The sequence below is a fragment of the Klebsiella sp. PL-2018 genome (genome assembly GCF_019048985.1).
Taxonomy (GTDB): domain Bacteria; phylum Pseudomonadota; class Gammaproteobacteria; order Enterobacterales; family Enterobacteriaceae; genus Klebsiella; species Klebsiella michiganensis.
In genome coordinates this window covers 3,778,998-3,805,430 of record NZ_CP077673.1, presented here as the reverse complement: position 1 = coordinate 3,805,430, position 26,433 = coordinate 3,778,998, and the positions used below count along the sequence as shown (strand labels likewise).

The window sequence follows — 26,433 nt, the reverse complement described above, 5'->3', positions numbered from 1 at the left end:
GCGCAGGCCTTTAGCTATCGTGCTGCATGACCTTAAGCAGCGTATCCAGCAGGCCGGGAAAGCGCGCGTCTAAATCTTCCCGGCGCAGCGAAATCAAATTCTCCCGCCCCTGAGGCCGCTGCCAGATCACACCGCTGTCGCGCAGGACGCGCCAGTGGTGGGTCATGGTCGACTTCGCCACATCTTCATGACGCAGGGCGTTACAGCTCTGCTCGCTGCCGTCGGCAAGGATACGGATAATCTCAAGCCGCAGCGGGTTGCCGAGAGCGAAAAGGACATTTTCGAGGCGAATTTGTTCACGTTCGGGGTGATTGGCGATCATAATATTCCTGTGTCGGCGGCGGCGCAGCTCCGTGAGCAGCAGCCCGTATCGGCGGCTGGCCGGTAATATACCGAAACTGCTTTTCTAAAGCCACGCGGGTCGTCGCAGCTTCACCAATAGTAACGATAGCAAAAATAGTTCGAATATACTCGTACAGTTGTACTATGATAGATGCCGTTATATGAACGGCGGCCAATTCCGGCCGCCTGTTAACAGTCACAATGACTAAGGACGCATCATGCCCCGACCCATCCCCCTCGAACGTTATCGCAACATCGGTATCTCCGCGCATATCGATGCCGGCAAAACCACCACCACCGAGCGCATCCTGTTTTATACCGGGATGAGCCACAAGCTGGGGGAAGTACACGATGGCGCGGCAACCACCGACTGGATGGCGCAGGAGCAGGAGCGCGGGATCACCATTACCTCCGCGGCGGTGAGCTGCTTCTGGCCCGGCATGGACCGCAGCTTCGAGCCGCACCGGATTAACATCATCGATACCCCCGGGCACGTGGATTTCACCATCGAAGTGGAACGCTCCATGCGCGTCCTGGATGGCGCGGTGATGGTTTACGACTCCGTCGGCGGCGTGCAGCCGCAGTCGGAAACCGTCTGGCGGCAGGCGAATAAATACCACGTTCCGCGGCTGGCCTTCGTCAACAAGATGGACCGCCCCGGCGCGGACTTTTTCCGCGTGGTGCAGATGATGATCGATCGCCTGAAGGCCAATCCGGTGCCGATTGCGATCCCGGTTGGCGCCGAAGAGCACTTCACCGGGGTGGTGGATCTCATCAAAATGCGCGCCATTTTGTGGGATGACGCCACCCAGGGGATGACCTTCAGCTATGCGCCGGTGCCTGACGACCTCGTGGAAACCGCCCGTCTGTGGCGGGAGAATATGGTCTCGGCGGCGGCGGAAGCCAGCGACGAACTGATGGACAAATATCTCGAAACCGGTGAACTGGACGAGGCGGAGATCGTCGCCGGTCTGCGCCAGCGCACGGTGAAGGGGGAAATCCAGGCGGTGCTGTGCGGCAGCGCGTTTAAAAACAAAGGCGTGCAGCGGATGCTCGATGCGGTGGTTGAGCTGATGCCGTCGCCGCTGGATATCCCGGCGATTCAGGGCGTGGATGAGAAAGGGCGGCCCGCTGAACGTCATCCGGGCGACGACGAGCCGTTCTCGGCGCTGGCCTTCAAGCTGATGACCGACCCCTACGTTGGACAGCTGACCTTTATCCGCGTCTATTCCGGGACGCTGAAAAAAGGCGATGCGGTGTGGAATCCGGTGAAAGGTAAGAAAGAGCGCATCGGACGCATCGTGCTGATGCAGGCCAACGATCGCCATGAGGTGGACGAACTGCACGCCGGGGACATTGCCGCCTGCGTCGGCCTGAAGGATGTCACCACCGGCGACACGCTGTGCGACCCGGATGCGGTGATTACCCTCGAACGGATGGAGTTTCCGGAGCCGGTGATTTCGCTGGCGATTGAACCGAAAACCAAAGCCGATCAGGAGAAAATGGGTATCGCCCTGCAGCGGCTGGCGGCGGAAGATCCGTCGTTTCGTCTGCATACTGACGAGGAGTCCGGCCAGACGATCGTTTCCGGGATGGGCGAACTGCATCTGGAGATTATCGTCGACCGCATGAAGCGTGAGTTTGGCGTCGAGGCGAATATCGGGCGTCCGCAGGTGACCTATCGCGAGACGATCCGCAAAACGGTCAAAGAGGTGGAAGGCAAATTTGTCCGCCAGTCCGGCGGTAAAGGGCAGTACGGTCACGTGGTGCTGACCCTTGAACCGCTGGAGCCGGGAAGCGGTTTCGTGTTTGAGGACGCGACCAAAGGCGGCGTGGTGCCGCGCGAGTACATCCCTTCAGTGGAAAAAGGGCTGCGCGAAGCGATGGGCACCGGCGTGCTGGCGGGCTATCCGGTGGTGGATATCAAGGCGACCCTGACGTTTGGTTCGTATCACGACGTCGACTCGTCGGAGATGGCTTTCCGGATGGCGGCGATATTTGGCTTCAAGGAAGGGGCGCGCAGGGCCGACCCGGTTATTCTTGAACCGGTGATGCACGTGGAAGTGGAGACCCCGGAAGAGTACGCCGGGAATATTATGGGCGATCTCTCTTCCCGTCGCGGAATGGTGCAGGGGATGGAGGAGCGGTTCGGCAGCCAGATTATCCGCGCCGACGTGCCGCTGGCCGAGATGTTTGGCTATTCCACCACGCTGCGTTCAATGTCCCAGGGCCGGGCGACCTACAGCATGGAGTTCCACCACTACGCGGAAGCCCCGCGCAACGTGGCTGAGGCGATTATCGCCAGCCGCGCCAAAGGCTAAGCAACGTTCCCGGGTGCGACGCGAGGCGTCTTACCCGGGCTACGAGTCCTGCCATCGTTTGTAGCCCGGGTAAGGCGTTAGCCGCAACCCGGGAATTTCTGCCAATCAAACAATATCCTGCGCGTACTGCCACAGCGCCTTCAGCTGCGCCAGCTTCTCTTTATCGTCCGCATACTGCTGGTACAGCGTCTGCAGCTCATCGGCGTAGGCCTGCAAAAACTCAGGCGTAAAGACCTGGCGACGGTGCTCTAACCAACGCTGCTGCTCGGCTTCATCCAGCGTGCCGGGATAGTTGCGCGCGCGATAGTTGAACAGCAGGCGCTCGATACGCTTATCGGCGAAGGTAATATCCAGCGCCGGCAGGTTGCGCGGCTCGGTTTCGAGTACGATTTTCATCGCCGCACGGTCGGCATCGCTGAAAAAGCCGTTATACAGCTGCGTATCGACGTTATCGGACGGCACAAACGGCTCCGCTTCGGCAAAAATCGCCACCGCTTTCTCGCGTACCTGCGGATTGGCCCGCAGCAGCTGGGCGTTCTCCAGACAGCGCTGGATATTGATGCCCAGCCGGTCGGCATCCTGCGGACGCAGGGTGTTTTGCTGCGCCAGCACCGGGCATTTATTCAGGTGGACCAGCTTGATCGGCACCGCAGCCAGATCGCCCAGCTCGCTTTTCGGCGTATACAGCCGCTCGCGCAGGGTGTCGGCATCGAGCTCCAGCAGGGGGGCGATGTCTCCGGCCAGGTCGACCATAATCACCGCGTTACGGTTGTCCGGGTGCCACGCCAGCGGGGCGACCAGGCTGGTATTGCCGCGCGCCGCGCCGAACATGCCGGAAACATGCACCAGCGGTTTGATTTGCGGCACGTCAATCAGCGTCGCCAGCTTACGCTTGTTGCGGTGGGCGTAAAGATAATCGAACAGGCGCGGCTGCTGGGTTTTCACCAGTTTCGCCATGGCGATGGTGGCGTAAACGTCGGCCATCGCGTCGTGGGCGTTGCTGTGTTCGATGCCGTTAGCGACGGTCAGATGCTCCAGCCGGAAGCTCGGTAAGCCCTCTTCATTTTCCGGCCAGTTGATCCCTTCGGGGCGCAGCGCATAGCAGGCGCGCATCACGTCCAGCAGATCCCAGCGGGAGTTGTCGTGCTGCCAGCTCCAGGCGTAGGGATCGTAAAAATTACGATAGAGAATGTTGCGCGTCACTTCGTCATCGAAGCGCACGTTGTTATAGCCGACGATGCAGGTTTTCGGCACCGTGAATAGATCGTGAACGCGGCGGGCGAAAGCGGCTTCGTTGTCGCCCTTGGCGTTCGCCTCCTGCGGCGTTATCCCGGTGACCATGACCGCCTGCGGCTGCGGCAGATAGTCATCGGCGAGCCTGCAGTAGAAGACTTCGGGTTCGCCGACGATATTCAGGTCTTCATCGGTGCGAATGGCGGCAAACTGCGACGGTCGGTCGAGCGAGGGACTGGTGCCGAAGGTCTCGTAATCGTGAAATAAAAATCCGGGCTGGCTGGCGCTATCTTGCATAATCTGTTCATTATTCCTGGTGGCGAGCAGCCTTCATGGTAAACGATTTGCCGGGCCATCAGAAGGGTATCCCCTTTGTCCCGCGTCGGCGATGTCATATTTTCTTGCAATTAAACCCTGATTTGAAACGAGAAGTTCCGTAAAAAGGACGGCGAATCTGTCAATTTAGAGGATATGCCGTTGAAAGGCCGTTTTTTTATTGCTGTATCTTTGCTCGCTGCGAGCGTTTCCTGCGCATTTGCCGCCAATGATTTTCCCGTCAACGTGACGCCTCCTTCTATTCAGGCCGGTTCCTGGGTGCTGATGGATTACACCACCGGCCAGATCCTGACCGCCGGTAACGAGCATCAGCAGCGCAATCCCGCCAGCCTGACCAAACTCATGACCGGCTACGTGGTCGATCGCGCTATCGACAGCCACCGCATCACCTTTGACGACATCGTCACCGTCGGAAAAGACGCCTGGGCGCAGGGTAACCCGGTCTTTAATGGTTCTTCGCTGATGTTCCTTAAGCCCGGCGATCGGGTCAGCGTACGCGATTTAAGCCGCGGGCTGATCGTTGACTCCGGCAACGATGCCTGCGTGGCGCTGGCGGACTACGTCGCTGGCGGCCAGCCGCAGTTCGTCGCGCTGATGAACAGCTACGTGGAAAAACTGCATTTGCAGGATACCCATTTTGAAACCGTCCACGGTCTGGACGCGCCGGGTCAGCACAGTTCGGCCTACGATCTGGCGGTGCTCTCGCGGGCGATTATTCACGGCGAGCCGGACGTCTACCATATGTACAGCCAGAAGAGCCTGACCTGGAACGGCATTACCCAGCAGAACCGCAACGGGCTGCTGTGGGATAAGACCATGAACGTCGATGGTCTGAAGACCGGCCACACCTCAGGCGCCGGCTTCAACCTGATTGCCTCCGCGGTGGACGGCCAGCGCCGGCTGATTGCGGTGGTGATGGGGGCCGACAGCCCGAAAGGGCGTGAACAGCAGGCGGCGAAGCTGCTGCACTGGGGCCAGCAAAACTTCGATACCGTCCAGGTCCTGCAGGACGGCAAGCAGGTCGGCGTTGAGCGAATCTGGTATGGCGATAAAGAGCAGATTAAGCTGGGGACCGATCAGGACTTCTGGTTAGCGCTGCCGAAGTCGGAAGTCTCGCGCATTAAGGCCAAATACGTGCTGGATAACAAAGTGCTGGAAGCGCCGATCGCCGCCCACCAGCGGGTTGGCGAAATCTCCCTTTACGATGGTGATAAAGTGGTGGCCCACTGGCCGCTGGTGACGCTGGAAAGCGTTGGCAAGGGCGGCGTGCTGTCGCGCTTTAGCGATTATCTGCATCAAAAACTGTAACTTCTCCGCCGCTCCGCCCGGAGCGGCATCTCGTAGCTGTTTGATTATTATGCCGCTTCGGTTGGCGCTTCGTTTACTTTCACTCCATTACCTTACCCGGTCACCCTTCAGGAAAAAGCCTGGCGCTTGTGCGCCATAAATGGAGCTGGGAAGATGAAATACTTTGCGCGTAGTGCGCTTTCTCTGGGACTGTTCACCGTTTTTAGCACTTCGAGTTTTGCCTCCGGCCTCGTTCTGGCCGATAACGAATTCCGCAATGATTTAGCCTGGTTATCCGACCGTGGAACCCTCTCGTTGAGCCTGTCGACCTGGCCTCTGAGCGAAGAGGAGATTAAGCGCGCGCTGGCCAATGCCCATCCGACAACGTCCGCAGAGCGGGTGGTACTGGGTCGGGTAAATCAGCGATTAAGCGCGCTGAAAGCTGACGTGCGCGTTACCGGCTACAGCTCCACTGATAAGCCGGGCACGCCGCAGGGGTTCGCCCAGTCTTACCCCGCCGACCAGTCGCTTTCTCTCGCCCTGAACAACAGCGGCGAATGGTGGGATCTGCACCTGCAGGGCAATGTTGAAGGCGACAAGCGCATCAGTAACGGTTCGAGCGTGAACGCCAACGGCGCATACGGCGCGGTTAAGCTGTGGAACCAGTGGCTGGCGTTCGGGCAAATCCCCCAGTGGTGGGGGCCGGGCTATGAAGGTAGCCTGATCCGCTCCGATGCCGCGCGTCCCATGACCGGTTTTCTGCTGCAGCGCGCCGAACAGCGGGCGCCGGAAACCTCATGGCTAAGCTGGATTGGCCCCTGGCAGTACCAGCTTTCCGCCAGCCAGATGAACCAGTACGCAGCCGTACCGCATACCAAAATCTTCGGTGGTCGCCTGACTTTTTCACCGCTCACCTCGCTGGAGCTGGGAGCCTCGCGCGTTATGCAGTGGGGCGGCGAAGGGCGGCCTTCCTCATTCAGCAGCTTCTGGGACGGCCTCACCGGCAATGATAACACCGGCGACTCGGCCGACGATCCCGGCAACCAGCTGGCCGGTTTTGATTTCAAGCTGAAGCTGGCGCCCACCCTCGGCTGGCCGGTGAGCATTTACGGCCAGATGATCGGCGAGGACGAAGCCGGATATTTACCCTCGGCGCACCTCTATCTTGGCGGCGTGGAAGGGCATCACCAGTGGAACAGCAATGCGGTTAACTGGTATCTGGAAGCCCACGATACCCGCTCGAACATGGGCCGTACTAACTACATCTATAACCACTTTATCTATAAAGACGGCTACTACCAGCAGGGCTATCCGCTGGGCGATGCGATGGGCGGCGACGGGCGTTTATATGCCAGTAAGGTGGAGCTGGTAACCGAAGAGAATCAGCGCTGGAGCGCGCGGCTGGTCTACGCTGAGGTCAATCCAAAAAACCAGCGAATCAATAAAGCCTTCCCGCGCGCCGATACGCTGAAGGGCGTACAGCTGGGCTGGAGCGGCGATGTTATGCCAACGGTACGCCTGAATACCTCCCTGTGGTACACCGACGCTAACCACAGCGCCAGCGACGATGTTGGGGCCAGCATCGGCGTTGAGCTACCGTTCAGTTTATAACCGTATGGCGGCGATTTTTTCATCTTCTTGCCGCGCGGATTTGTGAATTGCCGCACATACAGTGGGTGATAGTACTGCTAATTTATGTGTATATACATACAGTATTTTATCAACAGTGGAGGCAGCATGGACTATAACGTTAAATCCGTAGGCAAGAAGAAAATTGCTGGTTTTCATCTGGTCGGTCCCTGGGAGCAGACGGTAAAACAGGGGTTTGAACAGCTGATGATGTGGGTCGATAACAGCCAGGTGCCGGCGCAGGAGTGGGTGGCCGTTTACTACGACAACCCGGACGAAGTCCCGGCGGAAAAGCTGCGCTGCGACACCGCCGTCACGGTGGCGGATGACTACCAGATTCCTGAGGGTAGCGAAGGCGTGATGATGACCGAAATCGCCGGCGGGGATTATGCGGTTGCCCGTGCCAGAGTCGAGAATTTTGACTTTGCGACGCCGTGGTACCAGTTCTTCGAGAGCCTGATGGAAAGCAAAACCCATCAGATGGCGATGAAGCCCTGTTTTGAAGTCTATCTTAACGATGGTAACCAGGACGGCTACTGGGATATTGATATGTATATCGCGGTCGAGCCGGCGGTGAAGTAGAACATTGTCCCTTCGTTTGACAAGGTTTATTACATTCGCGTGATGCTTGCGGCGAAAAAGCAGTTACAATTGGCCTTTTCGTTGTGTCGGAGTAGGTTGTGCGCGCGGATAAATCACTTAAGCCATTTGAAATTCGGCTGTATCGCCATTACCGCATCGTCCATGGCGTGCGAATAGCATTGGCCTTTGTGCTCACCTTTGTGCTGGTGCGCCTGCTTAACGTTCCTGAAGGCACCTGGCCCCTCATCACCCTGGTGGTGGTGATGGGGCCTATCTCCTTCTGGGGAAACGTCGTACCGCGCGCGTTTGAACGTATCGGCGGCACGATCCTCGGCTCGGCGCTCGGGCTGGTGGCGCTCAAGCTGGAGCTTATCTCTCTGCCCATTATGCTGCTGTGGTGCGCGGTGGCGATGTTCCTCTGCGGCTGGCTGGCGCTGGGCAAAAAGCCCTACCAGGCGCTGCTGATCGGCATCACCCTGGCGGTAGTGGTCGGCGCGCCGCCGGGCGACATGACCACCGCGCTGTGGCGAAGCGGCGACGTTATCTTCGGCTCCCTGCTGGCGATGCTGTTTACCGGTATCTGGCCGCAGCGGGCCTTTCTGCACTGGCGTATCCAGATGGCCAGCTACGTCACCGCCTTCAACCGTCTGTATCAGGCGGGCTTCTCGCCGAACCTCGTTGAGCGTCCGCGTCTGGAAAAGCATATGCAGAAGGTGCTTAACGACGTGGTGAAAATGCGCGGATTAATTACCCCTGCCAGCAAAGAGACGCATATCCAGAAGGCCATCTTTGAGGCGATCCAGACCGTCAGCCGTAACCTGGTGTGTATGCTGGAGCTGCAAATCAACGCCTACTGGGCGTCGCGTCCCGGCCATTTCGTGATGCTTAACGCCCATACGCTGCGCGAAACCCAGCAGATGACCCAGCAAACGCTGCTGACTATCGCCCACGCATTGTATGAGGGCAATCCGCAGCCGATTCTTGCCAACAATGAAAAGCTCAACGAAATCGTGGCCGAACTGCGCCAGCTCATCAAAGAGCAGCAGGACGACAATTTCTCCGAAACGCCCATTCACGGTTATGTCTGGTTAACTATCGAGCTGGCGCGCCAGCTCGAACTGCTGTCGCATTTAATCTGCCGTGCGTTGCGTAAATAAAGACCAGACTCACGTGGTTTTTCCATCGCTTGCTTCGATTCAGCAGCGTTTAGGGTTATGATAACGGCAAAGGAAAAAACATTGTCATCAGCGGCTGCTAACAGTTATGTTAGCCCTATGTAGCAGTCGCTTTAGCGAATCCGAATCTCAAATATTAGGGGTATAAAAATGGAAACAACTAAGCCTTCTTTCCAGGACGTACTGGAGTTTGTTCGCCTGTACCGTCGTAAGAACAAACTGCAGCGTGAAATTCAGGACGTTGAGAAAAAGATCCGTGATAACCAGAAGCGCGTACTGCTGCTGGACAACCTGAGCGACTACATCAAGCCGGGCATGAGCGTTGAAGCTATTCAGGGCATCATCGCCAGCATGAAGAGCGATTACGAAGATCGCGTTGACGATTACATCATCAAAAACGCCGAGATCTCCAAAGAACGTCGCGATATCTCTAAAAAGCTGAAAGCGATGGGCGAAGCGAAAGTCGAAGATAAATCTGCCGAGTAAGCCCCGTTAATGCGCTCCGGCGGCGCTCGCTGCCGGAGTTTCTCTTCTTCCTCTTGCGTGACCTCACAGTTCCTTAGCAAAACCGCCCGCGCGACGCTGAACCTTTACCCAGGAATTTGGTATACTTCCGCCGTAAACATATTGATATCGGAAGGGTTTATCTCATGCTGTCCCTGCAACAGGTGCCGCCGCGATGATACTGATGACCGGCGACGCGCTTAGCGGCCAACGCCGTGACGCCGAATCTTTACTCAACTCTTTCGTTTCGGCGATCTTCATCGCTACCTCCCGGCTCTCCGACAACCAAATGGCCGCGCGCATTCAACACCACCGTGATACCCGGCTGGCCCACTGGCGGCTGGAAGAACGCGGGCAGGCTTTCTCCGCGCGGCAGCCGCGCGGATAAGTCTGGTCACGGTCGGTGGCGGGCGTGAATAACCGCTGCCGCGGGGTTTATCGACAGGAGTCATCACTCAATGATTAAGTCTTTTTTTGCCGCATTATCATTTATCAGCCGCCTGCCGGTCCCGGCGCGTTTATCCCAGGGGCTGGAAATTGAACAATATCAACGTAGTATCATCACATTCCCCCTGGTGGGGCTGCTGCTGGGGGCGATTGCTGGCGCCGTTGTGATGCTGCTGCAGCCGTGGTGCGGCGGCCCGCTCGCCGCGCTGCTCGGCGTGCTGGCGCTGGCGCTGTTGACCGGCGGGTTCCATCTTGATGGGCTGGCGGATACCTGCGATGGCATCTTTTCCGCCCGCCGCCGCGAGCGGATGCTGGAAATCATGCGCGACAGTCGGCTGGGCACTCACGGCGGGCTGGCGCTGATTTTTGTGCTGGTTGCCAAAGTGCTGGTGGTCAGCGAAGTGGCGCTGCGCGGCACGTCGGCGCTTGCCGCGCTGGCTGCCGCCTGCGCCGTCGGCCGCGGTATGGCGGTGCTGCTGATGTATCGCCAGCGCTACGCCCGGGAAGAGGGGCTGGGCAACTTGTTTATCGGCAAAATCACGCTGCGGCAGATGCTGATTACCATGGGGATCGCGCTGGCGCTGGCGACGCTGCTGCTCGGGGTCAACGGTCTGCGGGCGGCGCTTATCACTCTGGTGCTGGTTTGGGCGCTGGGTCAGGCGCTGAAGCGTACTCTGGGCGGGCAAACCGGTGACACATTAGGCGCGGCGATTGAGCTGGGCGAAGTCATATTTCTGCTGGCCCTGCTGTAGGAGTTGCTTTCTTCCCGGTGGCGCTGCGCTGACCGGGCTACCAGTCCACCGCTGTCTGCGGTCCGGTGCCCGGGCAAGGCGCAGCGCGCCGCCTGCGGGGAATGTGTCGGAGTGACGGATTGGCGTGGTTTCTCCCCGGCTCGCGCTGCGCTTAGCCGGGCTACGGGGTTACAGCCGTCTGCGGACCGGTAGCCCGGGTAAGGCGCGCAGCGCCGCAACCCGGGGAATGTGCCGGGATTAATGTATCGGTGCGGTTTCTTCCCGGTGGCGCTGCGCTTAGCCGGGCTACGGGTTCACCGCCGTCTGCAGGTCGGTAGATACTGTGAACGCCTGCAACCATTTTTAGTTGCCGATACTTTCTCCGGCTCCCGGATGACAGGCACACCAACGACAGCACTCTCTGGTGCTGTCGTTTTTTCTCAGGGAACGTTGTTACGCTATCAACAGCTCATGCTGTGAGGCATCGAACGCCTTTCCTGACTTCAGTACTCCATAAGCCACCTGCGCCAGCTTTCGCATCATCGCCCCTATGATGACTTTTGCCCCCTTTCCGCTCTCTTCCAGCCTTTTCCTGAACGCTTTTCCCCACGCCGTATGGTACAGCGCCGATAACGCTGGCATGTATAACGCCTTGCGCAGTTGAACCGGCCCCGCTTTGCTCATCCGGCTCGCCCGCATCACGCTGCTGCCCGACTCATGCTGCACCGGCGTCAGTCCTGCATACGCCGCGAACTGCCGCGCTGTACCGAACTTCAGCCTCAGGCCCGTATACGCCAGCAGAACAGCCGCTGTTTTCTCCCCGATGCCCGGGATACTGTTCAGCAGCTTCCGCCGTCGTTTCATATCCGGGTCGTTATCCGTCAGGTCTTTTATCTGTTTTTCGATACGCGCCAGCTCCGCGCTCAGACATCCCAGCAGGATGTCAATGCTGGCCAGCTGAACCTCCGGCGCGGTTTCCCGCCGGTTTTTCTCCTGCGTCTGCATCTCTGTCAGCGCCTGATGCCTTAACACCAGGGCTTTCAGTGCCCGCTCTGTCGGATGAGGGGCCTCCCAGGCTGACGGGCGTTTTTCCCGGCAGAAGTGAGCCAGCATACGGGCGTCCACTTTGTCAGTTTTACTGCGCAACCCCTCACTCTGTGCGAAAGCTTTACTGAGGGCGGGGTTGATGATGGACACGGTATACCCGGCATCACTCAGATGCGCGGCCGCGTCTTCCATGTAGGTGCTGGTGGACTCCATGCAGACATGGGCACGGTTCACGTCATGGCCGCGAAGCCAGCGGACCAGCGCTTCGTGTCCGGAGAGGGTATTGTCAAATTTTTTACAGCGATGCCGGCCATCAGGGCGAAGAATATCGACATCCAGTTTAGCTTTGGCGACATCAATACCGATGAAGTGGAGTTCATTTTCCATAGTGAAACCAACCTTGCAAATACGGGTTACCGGTGAAAGCCGGTCCATGATACTGTCCGGTTTATCACATGAGAAAGAACGGCGGTCCGGTGCAAAGGATCTACGGAACAGGCGCGAAAGCCTAAGCCCGGACACGGCATCCGGACCGCCATCAGAGAGAACTGGCCGGTTCTTTCTGACGGAGTAATCATACAAGCCCGGACAGGCGCAGCGCGCCGCCTCCGGGAAAATTATTCAGCGCACGTGCTTACAGCGCTTTTTGCCATACGCTCTGCGGCAGGAGGTAAACATCTGCCGGCGCCGTCATGCCGTCGGTCACGATATGCTGAATGCCGCTGGCCATTACCGCCAGGGTCACATCAAAGGCGTTCAGGCTATCGCCAAAGCCCGCGGTCAGGTTGAGCATTGAACCGTTCGCCATCAGATAAACGGTTTTATCGCCCATCCGGTAAGCGTTGATATAGGGCATGACCTCTTCATGACGGAACTGGCGCAGGTACTCACAGTCAATCTCTTCCGCCACGTGACCCACGTTGAGAATAAACACCCCGTCTTTGGACTTATCCAGCGCCTGGCGGTTAACGACTTTTTTACCGCCGGTCGCCGTGGCCACCACGTCCGCGGAGGCAATCGCCTCCTGTAATTCAACGACGTGCCAGCCATCGTAGGCCGCCTGTAGTCTCCGCGCCGGGTCGATTTCCGCTACCATTACCTGGCCGCCGAAGGCCTTCGCCGCCGCCGCTACGCCCTGGCCAACCAGACCATAGCCGATGACCAGCACTTTTTTCTCATGCAGGGTCAGGTGGGTCGTCTGGAAAAAGGTGTGCCAGGCGGTCAGGCCGACCATATGACGGTTGTGCAGTCCCTCTTTTACCGGCAAATCATCCCAGTTAAAAATCGGGTAGCCGGGGTGAATATCGCCCAGGCGGCTAACGCCAGAGCCGGTCGCCTCAAGGCCCGCGACGATATTGCCAAACTCCCCGCGCTGATGCAGTAGGGTGGTAATATCCGCGCCCATTTCGCATAGATGCGTCGGCTGCCAGGCAATCGCTTTTTCCCAGGATTGCTGCCAGTCGGCGTCGCTCATATCCCGCCAGGCGCAGGCTTCCGCGCCGCGCTCCACCAGCCAGGCGACCACGTCATCCTGCACCGTCGTTGGGTTACAGGTGGTAAGAAAAACCTTCGCCCCTTTCTCCAGAATTCCCTGTACCAGGGGGATCATTTTCATATCGAGGTGCATACAGCAGGCGAGACGCACCTGGCTGAGATCCGGCAGGGCGGCGACCTGACGCAGGGTGCGCGGCATATTCTGACTGGCCCATGCGATCTCTTTCTCTAATTTTATCTTGTTATTCAACGTGTTTGACCTTCAATCCATAGAATGCTGATACCCAGAGGTGAGGGGATTTTAACGTAGCGCGCGCCGTTTTTACATTCACAAAATGAATGACGAAAAGCCACGACAAAGACATGGTTGTTAAAATAAGGTTAAAAAAAGAAAATGAAACATAAGTTCTTATTATGACGTAAGCGAGCTACACGATGTTAAGCGTTTTACCCGGATCGCTCTTTTCGCGGATCCGCATTTTCCTCGGTCGCCTCAAGCCGCACGCCCTGCCGGTTGCCAGAAAACATATTGTTCTGGCCTCTCTCGGCGCCGGGACGGGACTGACGGTGACCAGCATGTTCAGCCACTGGCTGTTAGGCGAGGTCAATATCTGGTTTATCGCGCCAATGGGCGCATCGGCAGTGCTGCTGTTTGGCGTCCCGAGCAGTCCGCTGGCCCAGCCGTGGTCGATTGTCGGCGGCAACGCGCTCTCGGCGCTGATTGGCGTGACCGTGGGAATGGCGATCCCGAACCTGGCGCTGGCCTGCGGCGTGGCGGCGGGGCTGGCGATCGCCGGTATGTATTTCCTGCGCTGCCTGCATCCGCCGGGTGGGGCGGTGGCGTTAACGGCGATCCTCGGTGGGGCGGGGGTGCAGAGTGAAGGCTACCACTTTGTTCTGACGCCGGTATTGCTCAATTCCCTGATGCTGGCGCTGCTGGCCATCGTCTTCAACAACCTGGTGGGACGACGCTACCCGCACCCGCTGGCCGCAGAAGAGGTAAAGGCCAAAGCCGTACCGCTGGGCCTGTCGGTGACCCGCGATGATATTCACGCGGCCCTGCTGGACGGCCAGTTTCTCGATATCGATGAAGACGACGTGCAGGAGCTGCTGGAAAATATTGAACAAAAAGCCAGACAGCGTATCGCCGGCGCCCGGCGATCCTGATGAGCTTTTCGGCTCTCTGGGGAACGCGGATTAACCCACGGGTTCCCCTTTTTATTGCCTTCCTCCCCGGCCATTAGCCTGAACCAGGCATTTTTCTCCCCCCGAAAGCAACAAGCTCTGCGGATCGTGACTGCGATCGACAAAATTGGCCATTCAATGAGCAAAAAGTTGACGCCCTTAACGAAATGAATATTTCAAAATAACTTTTTATGGATTTTTTAATCCGGCGGAGTATAACAAGTTGTTAAATAATGCACCCGGGTGCAAAAAGGTGCAAATGTATTCCTGATGCCAGAACCTGCCGTATCTGGTTCGGCAATGTGATCTTTTTATTCATAAAAACAAAACGATAGAACGCTCATCCCTGACAGGACAACAAAATGACCGATCATGTGATAACTGAAAGTCGTAAAACAGATAATGATAAGAAAATCAGATTAATAACCCTCGTCTCAACCATCGGTGGACTGTGCTTTGGCTACGACACCGGGGTTATTTCCGGCGCGCTGATTTTCATGAAAAACGATCTTGGCCTCACTCCTCTGCAGGAAGGGCTGGTGACATCGTTTTTATTATTCGGCGCGGCAATCGGCTCTGTCGGCGGCGGCTGGCTGTCCGACCGACAGGGACGGCGGAAAAATATTCTGTGGGTGGCGGTGATTTTTATCTTTGGCGCCCTCGGTACCGCCGTCGCCTGGGATATGTCGTCGATGATAATCGCCCGCTTTATTCTTGGCCTGGCGGTTGGGTGTGCGTCAGTGACGGTGCCGATTTATATTTCAGAACTGGCGCGACCCGCGCAGCGTGAACGGCTGGTGACGGTCAACGAACTGATGATCGTCACCGGGCAGTTTCTCGCTTACTCCGTCAACGCTTCCATTGTCAATTTCTATCCCGACATGTCGCACAACTGGCGGCTGATGCTGGCCATTCCGGCGCTGCCCGGCGCGCTGCTGTGGATTGGTATGCTGGTAATGCCGGAGTCTCCGCGCTTCTTCGTGCGTAAGGGGCAAATAGACAAAGCGGTTGCGGTGCTGAAAACGATTCGTCGGCCCGAAGAGGTGGAGCAGGAGATCCGCGATATCCAGCAGGTGAGCCAGATTGGCATCAACCATGGCCGATTTGTTGACGAGCTGAAGAGAAAATGGGTACTGCAGCTGATTTTGATCGGCCTGATGATTGTGCTGGCAACGCGCGTAACCGGCGTGAATACCATTATGTACTACGCGCCGACGGTGCTGAAAGCCACCGGACTTGGCGATGCGGCGGCGGTGACCGGCGCCGTGGCTAATGGCGTCGTCTCTATTCTGGCCACGCTACTGGGGATGCTGTTAATTGGCAGGCATTCCCGACGGAAAATGTTCTTTACCGGACAGATCGGCGTCACCCTTAGCCTGGTGTTGATTGGCCTCTCGTTCAAGCTCTTCTTCCATATGGAAACCGTCGATGGCGTCAGCGGCTTGCACGCCAACTTTACCGGTGCCAGCTACATCATTCTCGCCCTGATGCTGGTGTTCCTGACCTTTATGCAGGGTTGGATCGCACCGGTATTCTGGCTGATGCTCGCGGAAATCTACCCGCTGCGGATGCGCGGTCTGGGAATGGGTTTTGCGGTATTCGGTTTATGGATATTTGACTTCATCATTCAGTCTATTTTCCCGATTTTACTCAACAGCTACGGCGGTGGAATGACCTTCGGCTTCTTCGCGGCTACCAACGTCATAATGCTGATTCTGCTGGTGAAGTTCCTGCCGGAAACCCGCGGGTTAACCCTCGAACAAATTGAACAAAAATTCAGATTCTGATTTAGCAACGTGGAGGAATATATGACAGTTAATATCGGTTTAATTGGTTTGGGTATGATTGGGCGCGACCATCTCCAGCGTTTCCAGACGGTTATCCAGAACGCCAGGGTCAGCGCCGTCTGCGATATCAATCGTAATGTGACCGACGCTATTGCCCGCGAATATGGCGCTCAGCCCTATTACGATGCAGTCGAGATGATTCAATCAGACGACGTGGATGCGATCTTTATTTGCTCTATTGGCCCGGTACATAAAGAACAAATTCTGGCGGCCATTAAAGCAGGTAAACCGGTGTTTTGCGAAAAGCCGCTCACCCCGACCGCCAATGAAGCCAAAGCGATTATTGATGCTGAAGTAGCCTACGGCAAACGTATGCTGCAGCTGGGCTTTATGCGCCGTTTCGACCCGGGGTACAACCAGCTAAAAGCCACTCTGGATAGCGGTGAACTGGGGGAAATATTGCTCATCCACTGCGCCCATCGCAACGCCTCCGTGCCGGAGAGCTACACCCTGGAGATGGCGATTAACGATTCGGCGACCCATGAAATCGATATTATCCGCTATCTGCTTAACGAAAATATCGTTTCGGTGCGCGTCGATAAACCGCAGAAGAAAACGCGCAGAGCCTGCGCGCATCTGCAGGATCCGTTGATTGTGATTTTTGAAACTGAATCCGGCGTACGTATTGATGATGAGCTGTTTGTTAACTGCGATTACGGCTACGACATTCGCTGTGAAGTGATTGGCGAAAATGCCATCAGCGCGTTGACCGAACAGGCACTTACCACCGTCCGTTCGGCGCAGGGTTATAGCCGCGCTATCCCCAAAACCTGTATGGAACGTTTCGCCACCGCCTACGATCGCGAGGTGCAGAATTTCGTTGACCGGGTAAACCTGGGGGCGGAGATGAGCGGGCCATCATCGTGGGACGGATTTGTCGTGGCGATGGTATGCGATGCCGGCCTGGCGTCGCTGAAGGATGGCGAAAAGCACGCCGTCTCTCTGCCGGAGTGTCCGGCGCTCTACCGCTGACCCATTAACGAAGGGAGAGGCGCATGTTAACTCTGAAACCAGAAGATATTTTTATTGGCTGTCGGGCGAATTCAAAGAAAAAGGCGCTGCGTATTGCCGCGGATTCCCTGCAGGCCAGCGGCTACGTCAGCGAGGGTTTTTTTGAATCAATGGTGGAGCGCGAAAAGGCGCTCTCTACCTGGCTCGGGGCGGGGGTCGCCATGCCCCACTGCAGCAAGGAGGGCATTGATCTGGTGCGGCAAACCGGTTTCCAGCTGCTTCAGTTTCCGGATGGCGTGGGCTGGGGGGAGGGTAAAGTGGCCTTCCTTGTGGTTGCCGTGGCGGCAAAAAACAATGAACACATTGATGTTATAGCGGATCTGGCAGACCTGCTTGATGACGAAGTGAAAACCACGCTGCTGGCCAGCGCCGACAGCAAAGACGCGTTTATGCAGATCCTCGAAGGACACTCATTTAAGAAGGATAGAATATGAAACTGGCACTCTGTACCGATGTTCTCGCCGGCCTGGCGTTCCCGGAAATGCTCGATCGCGTCAAGCAGTACGGCATTGAGGGCGTGGAGATGACCGCAGGCGGCTGGTCGCCTTGTCCGCATGTTAAAACTGAAGAACTGCTGGCTTCTCCGGCAGCGCTGGCGGCGTTTCGCGGCGAGCTGGAAAAGCGCGGAATGGAGATCGTCGCGCTGAACTGTTCGGGTAACCCGCTGGCCCCCGGCGCCCTTGGCGAGAAGCACACCGCCAGCAGCTACCGTACCGTCGAGCTGGCGGCGAAGCTGGGAGTGAAAAAGATAGTCATGATGAGCGGCCTGCCGGGCGGCGGGCCGGACGATAAAATCCCTAACTGGATCACCTCGACGGTTTCCTGGCCGGACTATATGCCAGGCGTGATCGATTACCAGTGGAACGAGGTTGCTATTCCCTGGTGGCAGGCTTTTACCCGCCATGCGGCTGAATACGGCATCGAACAGATTGCCCTCGAGGAATTCCCCAGCCAGCTGGTTTACAACCCGAGCACGCTGCTGCGCCTGCGTGAGGCGGTTGGCGACATCATCGGCATGAATCTCGATCCGTCGCATCTGATCGCCATGGGGGCAGACCCGATTGCCGCAGCCCGTAAGCTTGAAGGGGTGATTTATCACGTCCACGGCAAAGACGCGCGTATTGAACGCGGGCTGGCGGATGTCGACGGCTTACTGGAATACCAGCCGGTTACGCAGACCAAAACCCGCACCTGGAACTACGTGGCGGTTGGCTGTGGACAGGATTTGAAGTGGTGGAAAGAGTTCTTCTCGGTGCTGCGCATGACCGGATATAACGGTTATGTGTCGCTGGAGATGGAGGACCTGACGATGAGCGTTGAAGCAGGGCTACGGACGTCTATTGATGCCCTCAACGCCACATTAAGTCAGTGACAACGGGCCGCGTTTTCCCTCCGGGGGGCGGGAGAACGCGGCGCGTTTTTTGTTGAGCGGATTTTATCTTGCTGTATTTTACGTTCTATTGGATGTTTTTTATCAGGAACGTTAAAACCGAGTATGAGCGCCCCTAAACGACAAAAAGCGACCGCCAGCGACGTTGCGTTACTGGCTGGCGTCTCCAAATGGACGGTTTCCCGGGCATTTACCCCCGGGGCTTCTATCCAGCCCAAAACCCGGGAAGAGGTGATGAAAGCCGCTAATATTCTGGGATATCGACCAAATTTACTGGCGCGTAGCCTGACGCAAAAGAAAACGCATATTATCGGCGTGGCGGTAGACGAGCTGCGCAATCCCAATATGGTGCTACTGCTTAACGAAGTGACCCGCCAGCTGCAGAATCGCGGCTACATGGCGCTGGTGATTAACGTTACCGACGAAGAAAACACCCGCACGGCGATGGCGCTGGCTTACCAGCTCCAGGTTGATGGTATCTTGTTTATGGCCACGGTCCTGACGCCGGAACTCATCGCGATTGCCACTGAAATTCATCGCGTTCCGCTGGTGCAGATTGGCCGTAATACCGATCATCCGGAAATCCAGGTGGTCAATATTGACGGCTGGATTGCCGGAAAACAGCTTGCCGAACTGCTGCTGGCGCAGGGGCATCGCACTTTTGGCTATATGAAAGGGCCGGATACCGCCTCGCACCATTTAATGAGGATGGAAGGATACGAAGCGGCGCTGGAGCAGGCAGGTTGCCGGCTTGATACTCTGCTGGTTGCCGGACAGTATTTACGTACCCGGGGATATGCGGCGATGAGCGACTATCTGGACGCGACGTCCGTAGGCGAAAGAGTGGATGCCCTGTTCTGTGAAAACGATATTCTGGCGATAGGCGCGCTTCAGGCGCTGCGCGAGCGCGATTTAACGATGGGTATTGTCGGTTTCGATAATATCGATGAGGCGGCGGCGCCGGAATGGCAGCTTACTACCTACGATCAGCGGCGCGAGCGGCTGGTGGAAGAGGCGTTGAATCGGCTCATCGATGTAACTGAAGGGCCGTCGGCGATCTGGCGCACCGGGGAACCCATCGTGCGCCAGTCCCATCGCCGCCAGGGCTAAAGTTCGCCGGTGATGTACTGCGCCACGCCGCAGCCAAAACTCCAGTCCCCTTTATGGTTGCTGATTACCGAGATCATCAGGTCATCGCCGCTCAGCCCGCAGTGCTCCCGGAGCTCAGCCTGCAGGGTGGCATAAAAAAGCTGCTTCTGTTCTTCGCTGCGCGGGCTGGTATATACCCTCACCACCACCACCTCCCGGCTTCGCGTCAGCCCCAGCCCGGTATCTTCAATAATCATATGATGAGCTTTGTTTTCGTGAACAATCTGGTAGCGATCGCGCTCTGGCACCTTGAACGCCTGCACCACGGCGCGATGTGCCGCATCCAGCAGGGTTTTGATCTCGCTTTCGCTGCGTCCTTCAATGATATCAAACGTCAGTAATGGCATAGCAGATGGTCCTTATTGTCGGATTACCTCAGTGATAGAGATGCTAACCCGTGCTGAAGCCGGCAAAAACCGCTATATTTGAACTCATTGTTTTTATCTGTGAACAATTACTATGCGCGAGATCCGCCCGGAAATTTACTGGACCCACCTGTACTGGCTTACGGTGCTGGAGGAGCAAAAAAGCTATACCCGCGCCGCGGAAAAGCTGGCGGTCAGCAAATCCGCCATCAGCCAGAAAATCAGCGAGCTGGAGCGGGTTACCGGTAAAACGCTGGTGCACCGAACCACCCGCAGCGTGACCTTAAGCGAAGATGGTCTGCGGCTGGTGGCGGAGCTGAACGAGCCGTTTGGGCAGATTCGCGAGATCTTTACCGGCACCTGCGACGAGGAAGGCGGCCCCCTGCGCGGTACGCTGCGCCTGACCGCGCCGGTCGCATTTTCACGTCAGCAGCTGGTCCCGGCCATCACCCCTTTTCTGCACCAGCATCCGCAGCTTCATCTCCAGCTGGAGGTGACCGACCGACTGGTGTCGCTCGCCAGCGAGGGGTTCGACCTTGCTATTCGCCACTGTCGCCGCGAGCTGCTGCCGGAGACCCATGTGGCCTGGCCGCTGTGCCGTACGGCTACCCTGGTGGTCGCCTCGGCGGACTATATTCGCCGCTTTGGCCGCCCCGATTCGCCTGACGCGTTGCGTCAGCATCAATGCCTCACCTACCCGCGCGGGCCGCAAAGCCCGCACTGGACCTTTGAGCGCGACGACGAGCGGGTGAGCGTAAAGGTGCAGGGGCCGTTTGCCACCAATAACAGCGAATCCCTGCGCGACGCGGTGCTGGCGGGGCTGGGCGTTGCCTTACTGCCGGATTTTAGCGCCAGGGAGGCGATTGGCCGCGGGCTGGTTCAGGAGCTGCTGCCGGGATGGCGGCCGGTGGATGCGTTTGCGGAAAGTCTGTACGTCATTCGCCCCTACACGCCGCGCGTATCGCGGGCGGTAGAGACGTTTAGCCGCTATCTGAAGGCGACCTCCAGCTGATATTTTCCAGCTGCTGCGCCAGCGCCTCGCGAAAGCGGGGCAGCAAATCGGCGCCTTCTGAAACCAGCTCCGCCAGGGTCACGGTTTTATCGGCGCGGTATTCCCGCCCGCTGCCAAGCCGGGCTTCGAAATCATTGGCCGCCCGGTGAGCCGCCGCCAGGTCGGCATCCAGCAATACCACCGCGTGCGCGAGAACCACATGGCCTCGACTTTCCGCCATCGGTCGCCAGTACTGGGCCGTGCCGGCTATTTTTCGCACCTCCTCGCCCTCGCCGCAGGCCAGATTATAGCGACCATCGCAAAATGAACCGCTAACCGCCCGGCAGTGGCTGGCCACGCCAAAGGTCGCCAGCGTACGCTGCAACAGGCCGCAGAGGAAAAGATAAATCGGCTCTGCGGCTTCGCCCAGCGAGTGATAGACCGGCCAGGCCAGGCTGAGATTGACAATTCCCGGCCCCTGCGGCACCAGCCCGCCGCCGGAGCGGCGCTGCCAGACCGGCCATCCCTGGCCGGCGAACTGCTCGCTCACCGCAGGGAGTTCGGCAAATTTCCGGTAGCTTCCCGGCACCACAAACCCCTGCGGGGCCTGCCAGAGCTGAGCCACCGCCTCACCGTCGAGCGCCCGGGCAAACAGCGGCTGCTCGGCAAGGGTGGGATCGGCAAAGTAACCAACCGGTAGCTGCTGGTGGCTAAAGCGCAGCGGCCAGCAGGGTTCCTGAATCATGATTTCTCCTTATCGACGCTATTCGCCATGGCGGCTGGGTTTCATCAGCATCGCCGTAAGGGCGGAGAGCAGGCAGCCTGCGGTCAAGTAGATAGCGACGCTATGCCAGGCGCCGCCGGATAAAGTGACCAGGGCGGCGGCGATAAACGGCGTAAAACCGCCGCCGACAACGCTGGCAACCTGATACCCCACGCCGGCCCCGCTGTAGCGATAGCTGGCGCCAAACATTTCGGTAAACATCGGCTGCTGAACGCAAACCACCATATCGTGCGCAATATTTGCCAGCATAAGCGCGAAAAACAGGATCCAGAAGTATGACTGGCTTTCGAGCGCCATAAAGAACGGGAAGCCGCTGAGGGTGCCGATCAGCGCCCCGGTGATATAGACGCGGCGACGGCCAAAGCGGTCCGCCAGCCAGGCGAAGCAGGGGATCGTCAGGCAGCTGATGGCGCCGACAAGCAGGCCAATATTCAGAAACAGCTCGCGCGGCAGGCCGAGATTCTGCGTGGAATAGTTAAGCGCGAAGGCGGTGACGATATACATCGTCAGCAGCTCGCACAGGCGCAGGCCGATAATCATTAAGAACGCGCCCGGATGGCGGAACAGCGCTTCCACGACCGGCAGCCGCTTTTTCTTCGGCTGCAGCTGCTGTTCGCGCTGCTGCTGTTCAAATTCGGCGGATTCCGCCATGCCGTTGCGGATCCAGAGCGCCGCCAGCACCAGCACGACGCTAAACAGGAACGGCAGACGCCAGCCCCAGCTGAGGAACTGTTCATCGGTGGTGCAGGAGCTTATCAGCGACACCAGCCCTGTAGAGAGCAGCAATCCGACACCGTAGCCCACCTGCACGCCGCTGCTGTAGAACGCCTTCTTATTTTTCGGCGCGCTCTCTACCGCCAGCAGAGCCGCGCCGCCCCATTCGCCGCCCACCGCAAAGCCCTGGACGGCGCGCAGCAGGACCAGCAGAACCGGCGCCCACCAGCCAATCTGGCTGAAGGAGGGCAGCAGACCGATACAGGCGGTGGCGATCCCCATCATCCATACCGTCAGCATCAGCATGCGTTTGCGCCCGAGGCGATCGCCGAAATGGCCGAAGATAATGCCGCCCAGCGGGCGGAAGAGGAAGCCGACGCCGAAGGTGGCAAAGGCGGCGAGGGTGCCCATTGCCGGGCTGATTTGCGGGAAAAATTCCCGGTTAAATACCAGCGCGGCGGTGATGCCATAGAGAAGAAAGTCGTACCAGTCGACCACGGCCCCGGCGAAGCTGCCCCAGGCCGCTCTGCGGGCGCGGTTGAGTGAACATGCCTCCTTGCCGGGGCGCTGAGAAATTAACGTTGAGTCCATACCTGTCCTGTCTGTTGCTGAGTTTTTAATTATTGGAATGAGACGCTTTCCGAATTCGCGCCTGTCCTGAGACTACCGCGCAGAAGGGCATGTGAAAAGATTTTTACCTGCTCTGGGCGTTTAAAGGCATAAAGCGTTTGCTTCGCCGGGGGATGAACGCCCTTGTAGCCCGTTCAGAATGCGAGCTTAGGACTTCGCTTATTGTTTTTAATTTTAATTTTTGAACCCAACGGGGACACCTTTTAAGAAATGACTTAAATGGTTTACAATTAACAAGTCTCCAATTTCGGAAGGGTGAGTTAAATGCGTTTAATTTTTGCAGCTTTATTTTGTGTCATGGTTTCGCCTTCCGCTTTTGCAGAAAAACTGCCAGCGCCTGTCGGCAAACCCGTTTTAACTATTTCCGGCCTGATTGCTAATACGAATGAGGGCGATACCGCCGTTTTTGATCTCGCCGCATTAGAAAAGCTGGGGATGGAAACGCTGGTGACGACCACGCCATGGTATTCGGGCAAGGTCCGCTTTGACGGCATTTCCCTTAGTAAACTCATGGATTTAGTCGGCGCCAAAGGCAAGTCAGCCCGGGTGCTGGCGCTCAACGATTACACCACGATTGTCCCCCTGGACGACTTTCATAAATTTCCGGTAATTTTGGCTTTAAAAATGAACGGCGAATATATGCGCATTCGTGATAAAGGGCCCTTATTTATTGTTTATCCTTACGACAGTAGCCCGGAATTGCAGAATCAGATTTATTATTCCCGTTCGGCATGGCAGGTTTCGAAGATTATAATTGAGTAAGGGTTTGATCTTGAATCGAATACTCACTGCCATTATTTTGTCGCTCTTCATTGTGACCGGTTACATAACTTATCTGGTGCATGAGCGGCAAAGTGAGCTGCAAAAATTAACCCGTTATACTGATTCGTGGTCCGTTTCCCAGATAGTCTCCGAGTACATGCGCCTCGAGGCGCGACTCAGCGCGATGGGGCTGGGGGTGAAGGGAAGCGACCACGATGAGGTGCGCCTGCGTCTGGAAATTATGATGAGCCAGATTGCGCTGCTGCAGCAGGGTGATTTGGGAAAGTTTATCGGCAAAGATCCTCACCGTAAGGCAATAGTTAACAGCCTGATTGATCTTCTGGACCGGCTGGATAAGCAGCTGGACACCATGACGACAGCGCAGCTGAAGCTGATGCTGCAGGAGATGAGTACCCTGGACGGGCCGTTGACCTCACTCGCGTCCACCTCGCTCGCCCAGGATTTTAATCTGGTTAATCTGACCCACGATAAAATACAAAATCTCTATTACATCTATTCGGCGATTTCCATTCTGCTGATTGTTCTCTGTATCACGCTCGGGCTGTTGATGCTGAAGCAGAATAACACCCTGCGTCGCGCCCACGTGCGGATGAAATTACTGGCGACCGACCTGCAGGCCTCAAAAGAAAAGCTTCAGGTGCAGAACCGCCGTCTGCAGTACGATGCCTATCATGATTCGCTGACCGGGATGCCCAACCGTCTCTCTTTCTGGCAACGTCTGCAGGAGGTCGTCAATCAGGTGCGGCCCTATAACGGCTCGGCGGTCGTGATGCTGTTTGACCTGGATAATTTCAAGGACGTCAACGATACCCAGGGTCACGATGCCGGGGATAAGCTGCTGCAGGATTTGGCCAGCCGTCTCTCCTTTTTTCGCAAAACGTCAGAAACGCTCTACCGGCTGGGAGGGGACGAGTTTGCCCTGGTTTCCCATGATTTAACCGAAGAGATGGCGCTGGAGCGGGCGAAGGTGATCCGGGAAAAGATCAGCCAGCCGTATCAGATTTACGACTCGCTGATCCAGATTGGCGCCTGTATCGGGATTGTGATCTCTGACGGGGAAAGCCGTACCGACTATTTATACAAATGCGCCGACCTGGCGCTGTATGAAGCGAAAAAAGAGGGTTCCGGCAACGTTCAGGTATTCCGTCCCGGACTGCTTCAGCGCCAGCAGGAGAATAAATCCTTTGAAGATGACCTGATGCAGGCGCTGAACAAAGGTGAGTTCAGGGTTTATTACCAGCCGATAGCCGACACCATGAACGGTGAAATCTACGGCTACGAAGCGCTGGTGCGTTGGTTTCATCCGCTGCGCGGCAGCGTCCCGCCGACCGAATTTATTCCGGTAGCGGAAAAGATTGGCCTGATTAATCAGCTGGGCGAGTGGGTGCTGCGAACCGCCTGCGAAGCGGCCGCCAGCTGGTCGTCGCCGCTCAAAGTGTCGGTTAACGTGTCGCCGGTTCAGTTAATGAACAGTTCACTGACCGATACCGTGGTAACCATCTTAAGAACAACCGGGCTGGATCCGTATCGGCTGGATTTGGAAATTACCGAGTCTGACGTCTTTAACGAAAATACCCGTTCTCTCGAGATCCTGAGCCAGCTGCGCGAGCTCGGGGTGCAGATCTCCATTGATGATTTTGGCACCGGCTATTCTTCGCTATCGCGGCTAAGCTATTTCCCGTTCGATAAGATAAAAATCGACCGCTCTTTTGTGATTAACATTCCCGATCAGAAAGATGACCTCGATATCGTGCGGCTGATTATCAGCATGGGTAAAAGTCTGCATATGCGCATCGTGGCCGAAGGTGTCGAAACAGAAGAGCAGCTGGAGTCCTTACGCAAATTAGGCTGTGACCTGGTACAGGGGTATTTAATCGGTAAACCGGGACCGCTCAGTTCACCTGAAAATAAGTAATTTGCCTTTTAATATGGGCGGTTTTAGTTTATCTAAAATCGCCCATATTTATTTTTGAATAGATCTAATCCCTAATGAGTACAATAAGGGGTAGGAAAACGTATCGGTAAAAAATAATACCCGCAATGATTAAAAGGGGTATATCATATGCAACATATTTTCCCATTTTCGACCGTATATGTGGTGCGTTAAGAGAGGCGAAATCATGCAGCGAATCATTATTCCTACCCACTATGTGCATACCCGGAGCACGCCGCTGTGGACGAAGCGGACGGCGCCGGCCTCAATCTGGAAGCGGCATCTGGATGCCGGTACCCGGCAGGGCGTCTATCCGCGTCTGTCGGTGATGCGAGGGGCGATACGCTATCTCGGATATGCCGATGAAACCAGCGCGGAACCGGTGGAAACCCTGACCATTGCCGAAGGTGAATTTGGCGTTTTTCCGCCCGAAAAGTGGCACCGCATCGAGGCGTTAACCGAGGATACCGTTTTTAACGTCGATTTTTACGTTGACCCTGACATTCTGATTGAGGGATAGGTA

25 protein-coding genes are annotated in these 26,433 nt (G+C 57.0%); 18 read left to right on the top strand and 7 right to left on the bottom strand.

All coding sequences use genetic code 11. The features are described 5' to 3' along the window. Positions 1-10: 10 nt before the first annotated feature. Entirely contained in the window at positions 11-322 is a 312-nt protein-coding gene (locus tag MKleb_RS17805; RefSeq protein ID WP_014230020.1) for an ArsR/SmtB family transcription factor, read from the bottom strand. Between the two features lie 238 nt (positions 323-560). On the opposite strand from MKleb_RS17805, the gene fusA reads away from it, so the two are divergent. Continuing rightward, positions 561-2,663: an elongation factor G gene (gene fusA / locus MKleb_RS17800; protein WP_217076037.1), complete on the top strand. Its 2,103-nt coding sequence runs from the start codon at positions 561-563 to the stop codon at positions 2,661-2,663. 105 nt (positions 2,664-2,768) lie between these two features. Here fusA and sbcB read toward each other — a convergent pair whose 3' ends face one another. Next, complete coding sequence (sbcB, locus tag MKleb_RS17795; RefSeq protein WP_025107723.1) at positions 2,769-4,193, bottom strand: exodeoxyribonuclease I; 1,425 nt, start codon at positions 4,191-4,193, stop codon at positions 2,769-2,771. A gap of 180 nt (positions 4,194-4,373) precedes the next feature. On the opposite strand from sbcB, the gene dacD reads away from it, so the two are divergent. The 7 genes from dacD (at position 4,374) to cobS (ending at position 10,608) form a co-directional block, all read left to right on the top strand. Continuing rightward, entirely contained in the window at positions 4,374-5,540 is a 1,167-nt protein-coding gene (gene dacD / locus MKleb_RS17790) for a serine-type D-Ala-D-Ala carboxypeptidase DacD (RefSeq protein ID WP_014230017.1), read from the top strand. Between the two features lie 153 nt (positions 5,541-5,693). Beyond that, complete coding sequence (locus MKleb_RS17785) at positions 5,694-7,130, top strand: capsule assembly Wzi family protein (RefSeq protein WP_025107722.1); 1,437 nt, start codon at positions 5,694-5,696, stop codon at positions 7,128-7,130. Between the two features lie 126 nt (positions 7,131-7,256). Beyond that, the gene (sbmC, locus tag MKleb_RS17780) at positions 7,257-7,730 is read left to right on the top strand and encodes a DNA gyrase inhibitor SbmC (RefSeq protein WP_025107721.1); all 474 of its coding nucleotides are present in this window, start codon (positions 7,257-7,259) and stop codon (positions 7,728-7,730) included. Positions 7,731-7,828: 98 nt separating this feature from the next. Further along, positions 7,829-8,887, top strand: a complete 1,059-nt coding sequence (locus MKleb_RS17775) for an FUSC family protein (protein WP_004103626.1) — start codon at positions 7,829-7,831, stop codon at positions 8,885-8,887. 168 nt (positions 8,888-9,055) lie between these two features. Then, positions 9,056-9,391: a DUF496 family protein gene (locus MKleb_RS17770; protein ID WP_004103624.1), complete on the top strand. Its 336-nt coding sequence runs from the start codon at positions 9,056-9,058 to the stop codon at positions 9,389-9,391. Between the two features lie 193 nt (positions 9,392-9,584). Then, positions 9,585-9,797, top strand: a complete 213-nt coding sequence (locus MKleb_RS17765) for a bifunctional adenosylcobinamide kinase/adenosylcobinamide-phosphate guanylyltransferase (RefSeq protein ID WP_004852374.1) — start codon at positions 9,585-9,587, stop codon at positions 9,795-9,797. 70 nt (positions 9,798-9,867) lie between these two features. Next, positions 9,868-10,608 carry an adenosylcobinamide-GDP ribazoletransferase gene (gene cobS / locus MKleb_RS17760; protein WP_014838908.1) on the top strand — a complete coding sequence of 247 codons (741 nt, stop codon included), beginning with the start codon at positions 9,868-9,870 and terminating at the stop codon, positions 10,606-10,608. A gap of 432 nt (positions 10,609-11,040) precedes the next feature. On the opposite strand, the gene MKleb_RS17755 is transcribed toward cobS, so the two are convergent. Then, positions 11,041-12,021 carry an IS110 family RNA-guided transposase gene (locus MKleb_RS17755; protein ID WP_108703487.1) on the bottom strand — a complete coding sequence of 327 codons (981 nt, stop codon included), beginning with the start codon at positions 12,019-12,021 and terminating at the stop codon, positions 11,041-11,043. A 247-nt stretch (positions 12,022-12,268) separates the two neighbouring features. Beyond that, complete coding sequence (locus MKleb_RS17750) at positions 12,269-13,378, bottom strand: adenosylhomocysteinase (RefSeq protein WP_025106052.1); 1,110 nt, start codon at positions 13,376-13,378, stop codon at positions 12,269-12,271. 185 nt (positions 13,379-13,563) lie between these two features. Here MKleb_RS17750 and MKleb_RS17745 point away from each other — a divergent pair, with 185 nt between their 5' ends. The 6 genes from MKleb_RS17745 to MKleb_RS17720 all read left to right on the top strand — a co-directional run bounded on the left by MKleb_RS17745 (position 13,564) and on the right by MKleb_RS17720 (position 19,671). Then, complete coding sequence (locus tag MKleb_RS17745; RefSeq protein WP_025106053.1) at positions 13,564-14,295, top strand: HPP family protein; 732 nt, start codon at positions 13,564-13,566, stop codon at positions 14,293-14,295. Between the two features lie 380 nt (positions 14,296-14,675). After that, positions 14,676-16,100, top strand: coding sequence for a sugar porter family MFS transporter (locus MKleb_RS17740; RefSeq protein WP_014230010.1), 1,425 nt, complete (start codon positions 14,676-14,678; stop codon positions 16,098-16,100). A gap of 21 nt (positions 16,101-16,121) precedes the next feature. After that, positions 16,122-17,132 carry a Gfo/Idh/MocA family protein gene (locus tag MKleb_RS17735; protein ID WP_014230009.1) on the top strand — a complete coding sequence of 337 codons (1,011 nt, stop codon included), beginning with the start codon at positions 16,122-16,124 and terminating at the stop codon, positions 17,130-17,132. A gap of 23 nt (positions 17,133-17,155) precedes the next feature. Further along, positions 17,156-17,605 carry a PTS sugar transporter subunit IIA gene (locus tag MKleb_RS17730; RefSeq protein ID WP_014230008.1) on the top strand — a complete coding sequence of 150 codons (450 nt, stop codon included), beginning with the start codon at positions 17,156-17,158 and terminating at the stop codon, positions 17,603-17,605. Next, entirely contained in the window at positions 17,602-18,543 is a 942-nt protein-coding gene (locus tag MKleb_RS17725; RefSeq protein WP_014230007.1) for a sugar phosphate isomerase/epimerase family protein, read from the top strand. Before MKleb_RS17730 ends, MKleb_RS17725 begins: the two co-directional genes overlap by 4 nt. Before the next feature lie 123 nt (positions 18,544-18,666). Continuing rightward, positions 18,667-19,671 carry a LacI family DNA-binding transcriptional regulator gene (locus MKleb_RS17720; protein ID WP_025106054.1) on the top strand — a complete coding sequence of 335 codons (1,005 nt, stop codon included), beginning with the start codon at positions 18,667-18,669 and terminating at the stop codon, positions 19,669-19,671. On the opposite strand, the gene MKleb_RS17715 is transcribed toward MKleb_RS17720, so the two are convergent. Continuing rightward, positions 19,668-20,057: a tautomerase family protein gene (locus tag MKleb_RS17715; RefSeq protein ID WP_025106055.1), complete on the bottom strand. Its 390-nt coding sequence runs from the start codon at positions 20,055-20,057 to the stop codon at positions 19,668-19,670. The genes MKleb_RS17720 and MKleb_RS17715 overlap by 4 nt on opposite strands. Before the next feature lie 112 nt (positions 20,058-20,169). Here MKleb_RS17715 and MKleb_RS17710 point away from each other — a divergent pair, with 112 nt between their 5' ends. Beyond that, positions 20,170-21,087 carry a LysR family transcriptional regulator gene (locus tag MKleb_RS17710; RefSeq protein ID WP_025106056.1) on the top strand — a complete coding sequence of 306 codons (918 nt, stop codon included), beginning with the start codon at positions 20,170-20,172 and terminating at the stop codon, positions 21,085-21,087. Here the strand turns inward: MKleb_RS17710 and MKleb_RS17705 are convergent. Both MKleb_RS17705 and shiA read right to left on the bottom strand, forming a co-directional pair. Continuing rightward, positions 21,056-21,811 carry a lipoyl protein ligase domain-containing protein gene (locus tag MKleb_RS17705; protein WP_025106057.1) on the bottom strand — a complete coding sequence of 252 codons (756 nt, stop codon included), beginning with the start codon at positions 21,809-21,811 and terminating at the stop codon, positions 21,056-21,058. The two genes, MKleb_RS17710 and MKleb_RS17705, sit on opposite strands and share 32 nt — an antisense overlap. Before the next feature lie 18 nt (positions 21,812-21,829). Next, the gene (shiA, locus tag MKleb_RS17700) at positions 21,830-23,155 is read right to left on the bottom strand and encodes a shikimate transporter (RefSeq protein ID WP_025106058.1); all 1,326 of its coding nucleotides are present in this window, start codon (positions 23,153-23,155) and stop codon (positions 21,830-21,832) included. 303 nt (positions 23,156-23,458) lie between these two features. On the opposite strand from shiA, the gene MKleb_RS17695 reads away from it, so the two are divergent. The 3 genes from MKleb_RS17695 (at position 23,459) to MKleb_RS17685 (ending at position 26,430) form a co-directional block, all read left to right on the top strand. Continuing rightward, positions 23,459-23,956 carry a putative pterin-binding protein gene (locus MKleb_RS17695; RefSeq protein WP_025106059.1) on the top strand — a complete coding sequence of 166 codons (498 nt, stop codon included), beginning with the start codon at positions 23,459-23,461 and terminating at the stop codon, positions 23,954-23,956. Positions 23,957-23,966: 10 nt separating this feature from the next. Then, entirely contained in the window at positions 23,967-25,892 is a 1,926-nt protein-coding gene (locus tag MKleb_RS17690; protein ID WP_025106060.1) for a putative bifunctional diguanylate cyclase/phosphodiesterase, read from the top strand. Positions 25,893-26,097: 205 nt separating this feature from the next. Then, positions 26,098-26,430, top strand: a complete 333-nt coding sequence (locus MKleb_RS17685; RefSeq protein WP_004852354.1) for a TehB family protein — start codon at positions 26,098-26,100, stop codon at positions 26,428-26,430. Positions 26,431-26,433 lie beyond the last annotated feature (3 nt).

What these genes read in the sequence shown, in the direction of transcription:
- MKleb_RS17805 (WP_014230020.1), bottom strand. Translation starts at nt 322, where the DNA reads ATGATCGCCAATCACCCCGAACGTGAACAAATTCGCCTCGAAAATGTC.
- fusA (WP_217076037.1), top strand. Translation starts at nt 561, where the DNA reads ATGCCCCGACCCATCCCCCTCGAACGTTATCGCAACATCGGTATCTCC.
- sbcB (WP_025107723.1), bottom strand. Translation starts at nt 4,193, where the DNA reads ATGCAAGATAGCGCCAGCCAGCCCGGATTTTTATTTCACGATTACGAG.
- MKleb_RS17785 (WP_025107722.1), top strand. Translation starts at nt 5,694, where the DNA reads ATGAAATACTTTGCGCGTAGTGCGCTTTCTCTGGGACTGTTCACCGTT.
- sbmC (WP_025107721.1), top strand. Translation starts at nt 7,257, where the DNA reads ATGGACTATAACGTTAAATCCGTAGGCAAGAAGAAAATTGCTGGTTTT.
- MKleb_RS17770 (WP_004103624.1), top strand. Translation starts at nt 9,056, where the DNA reads ATGGAAACAACTAAGCCTTCTTTCCAGGACGTACTGGAGTTTGTTCGC.
- MKleb_RS17765 (WP_004852374.1), top strand. Translation starts at nt 9,585, where the DNA reads ATGATACTGATGACCGGCGACGCGCTTAGCGGCCAACGCCGTGACGCC.
- cobS (WP_014838908.1), top strand. Translation starts at nt 9,868, where the DNA reads ATGATTAAGTCTTTTTTTGCCGCATTATCATTTATCAGCCGCCTGCCG.
- MKleb_RS17755 (WP_108703487.1), bottom strand. Translation starts at nt 12,021, where the DNA reads ATGGAAAATGAACTCCACTTCATCGGTATTGATGTCGCCAAAGCTAAA.
- MKleb_RS17745 (WP_025106053.1), top strand. Translation starts at nt 13,564, where the DNA reads ATGTTAAGCGTTTTACCCGGATCGCTCTTTTCGCGGATCCGCATTTTC.
- MKleb_RS17740 (WP_014230010.1), top strand. Translation starts at nt 14,676, where the DNA reads ATGACCGATCATGTGATAACTGAAAGTCGTAAAACAGATAATGATAAG.
- MKleb_RS17735 (WP_014230009.1), top strand. Translation starts at nt 16,122, where the DNA reads ATGACAGTTAATATCGGTTTAATTGGTTTGGGTATGATTGGGCGCGAC.
- MKleb_RS17730 (WP_014230008.1), top strand. Translation starts at nt 17,156, where the DNA reads ATGTTAACTCTGAAACCAGAAGATATTTTTATTGGCTGTCGGGCGAAT.
- MKleb_RS17725 (WP_014230007.1), top strand. Translation starts at nt 17,602, where the DNA reads ATGAAACTGGCACTCTGTACCGATGTTCTCGCCGGCCTGGCGTTCCCG.
- MKleb_RS17720 (WP_025106054.1), top strand. Translation starts at nt 18,667, where the DNA reads ATGAGCGCCCCTAAACGACAAAAAGCGACCGCCAGCGACGTTGCGTTA.
- MKleb_RS17715 (WP_025106055.1), bottom strand. Translation starts at nt 20,057, where the DNA reads ATGCCATTACTGACGTTTGATATCATTGAAGGACGCAGCGAAAGCGAG.
- MKleb_RS17710 (WP_025106056.1), top strand. Translation starts at nt 20,170, where the DNA reads ATGCGCGAGATCCGCCCGGAAATTTACTGGACCCACCTGTACTGGCTT.
- MKleb_RS17705 (WP_025106057.1), bottom strand. Translation starts at nt 21,811, where the DNA reads ATGATTCAGGAACCCTGCTGGCCGCTGCGCTTTAGCCACCAGCAGCTA.
- shiA (WP_025106058.1), bottom strand. Translation starts at nt 23,155, where the DNA reads ATGGACTCAACGTTAATTTCTCAGCGCCCCGGCAAGGAGGCATGTTCA.
- MKleb_RS17695 (WP_025106059.1), top strand. Translation starts at nt 23,459, where the DNA reads ATGCGTTTAATTTTTGCAGCTTTATTTTGTGTCATGGTTTCGCCTTCC.
- MKleb_RS17685 (WP_004852354.1), top strand. Translation starts at nt 26,098, where the DNA reads ATGCAGCGAATCATTATTCCTACCCACTATGTGCATACCCGGAGCACG.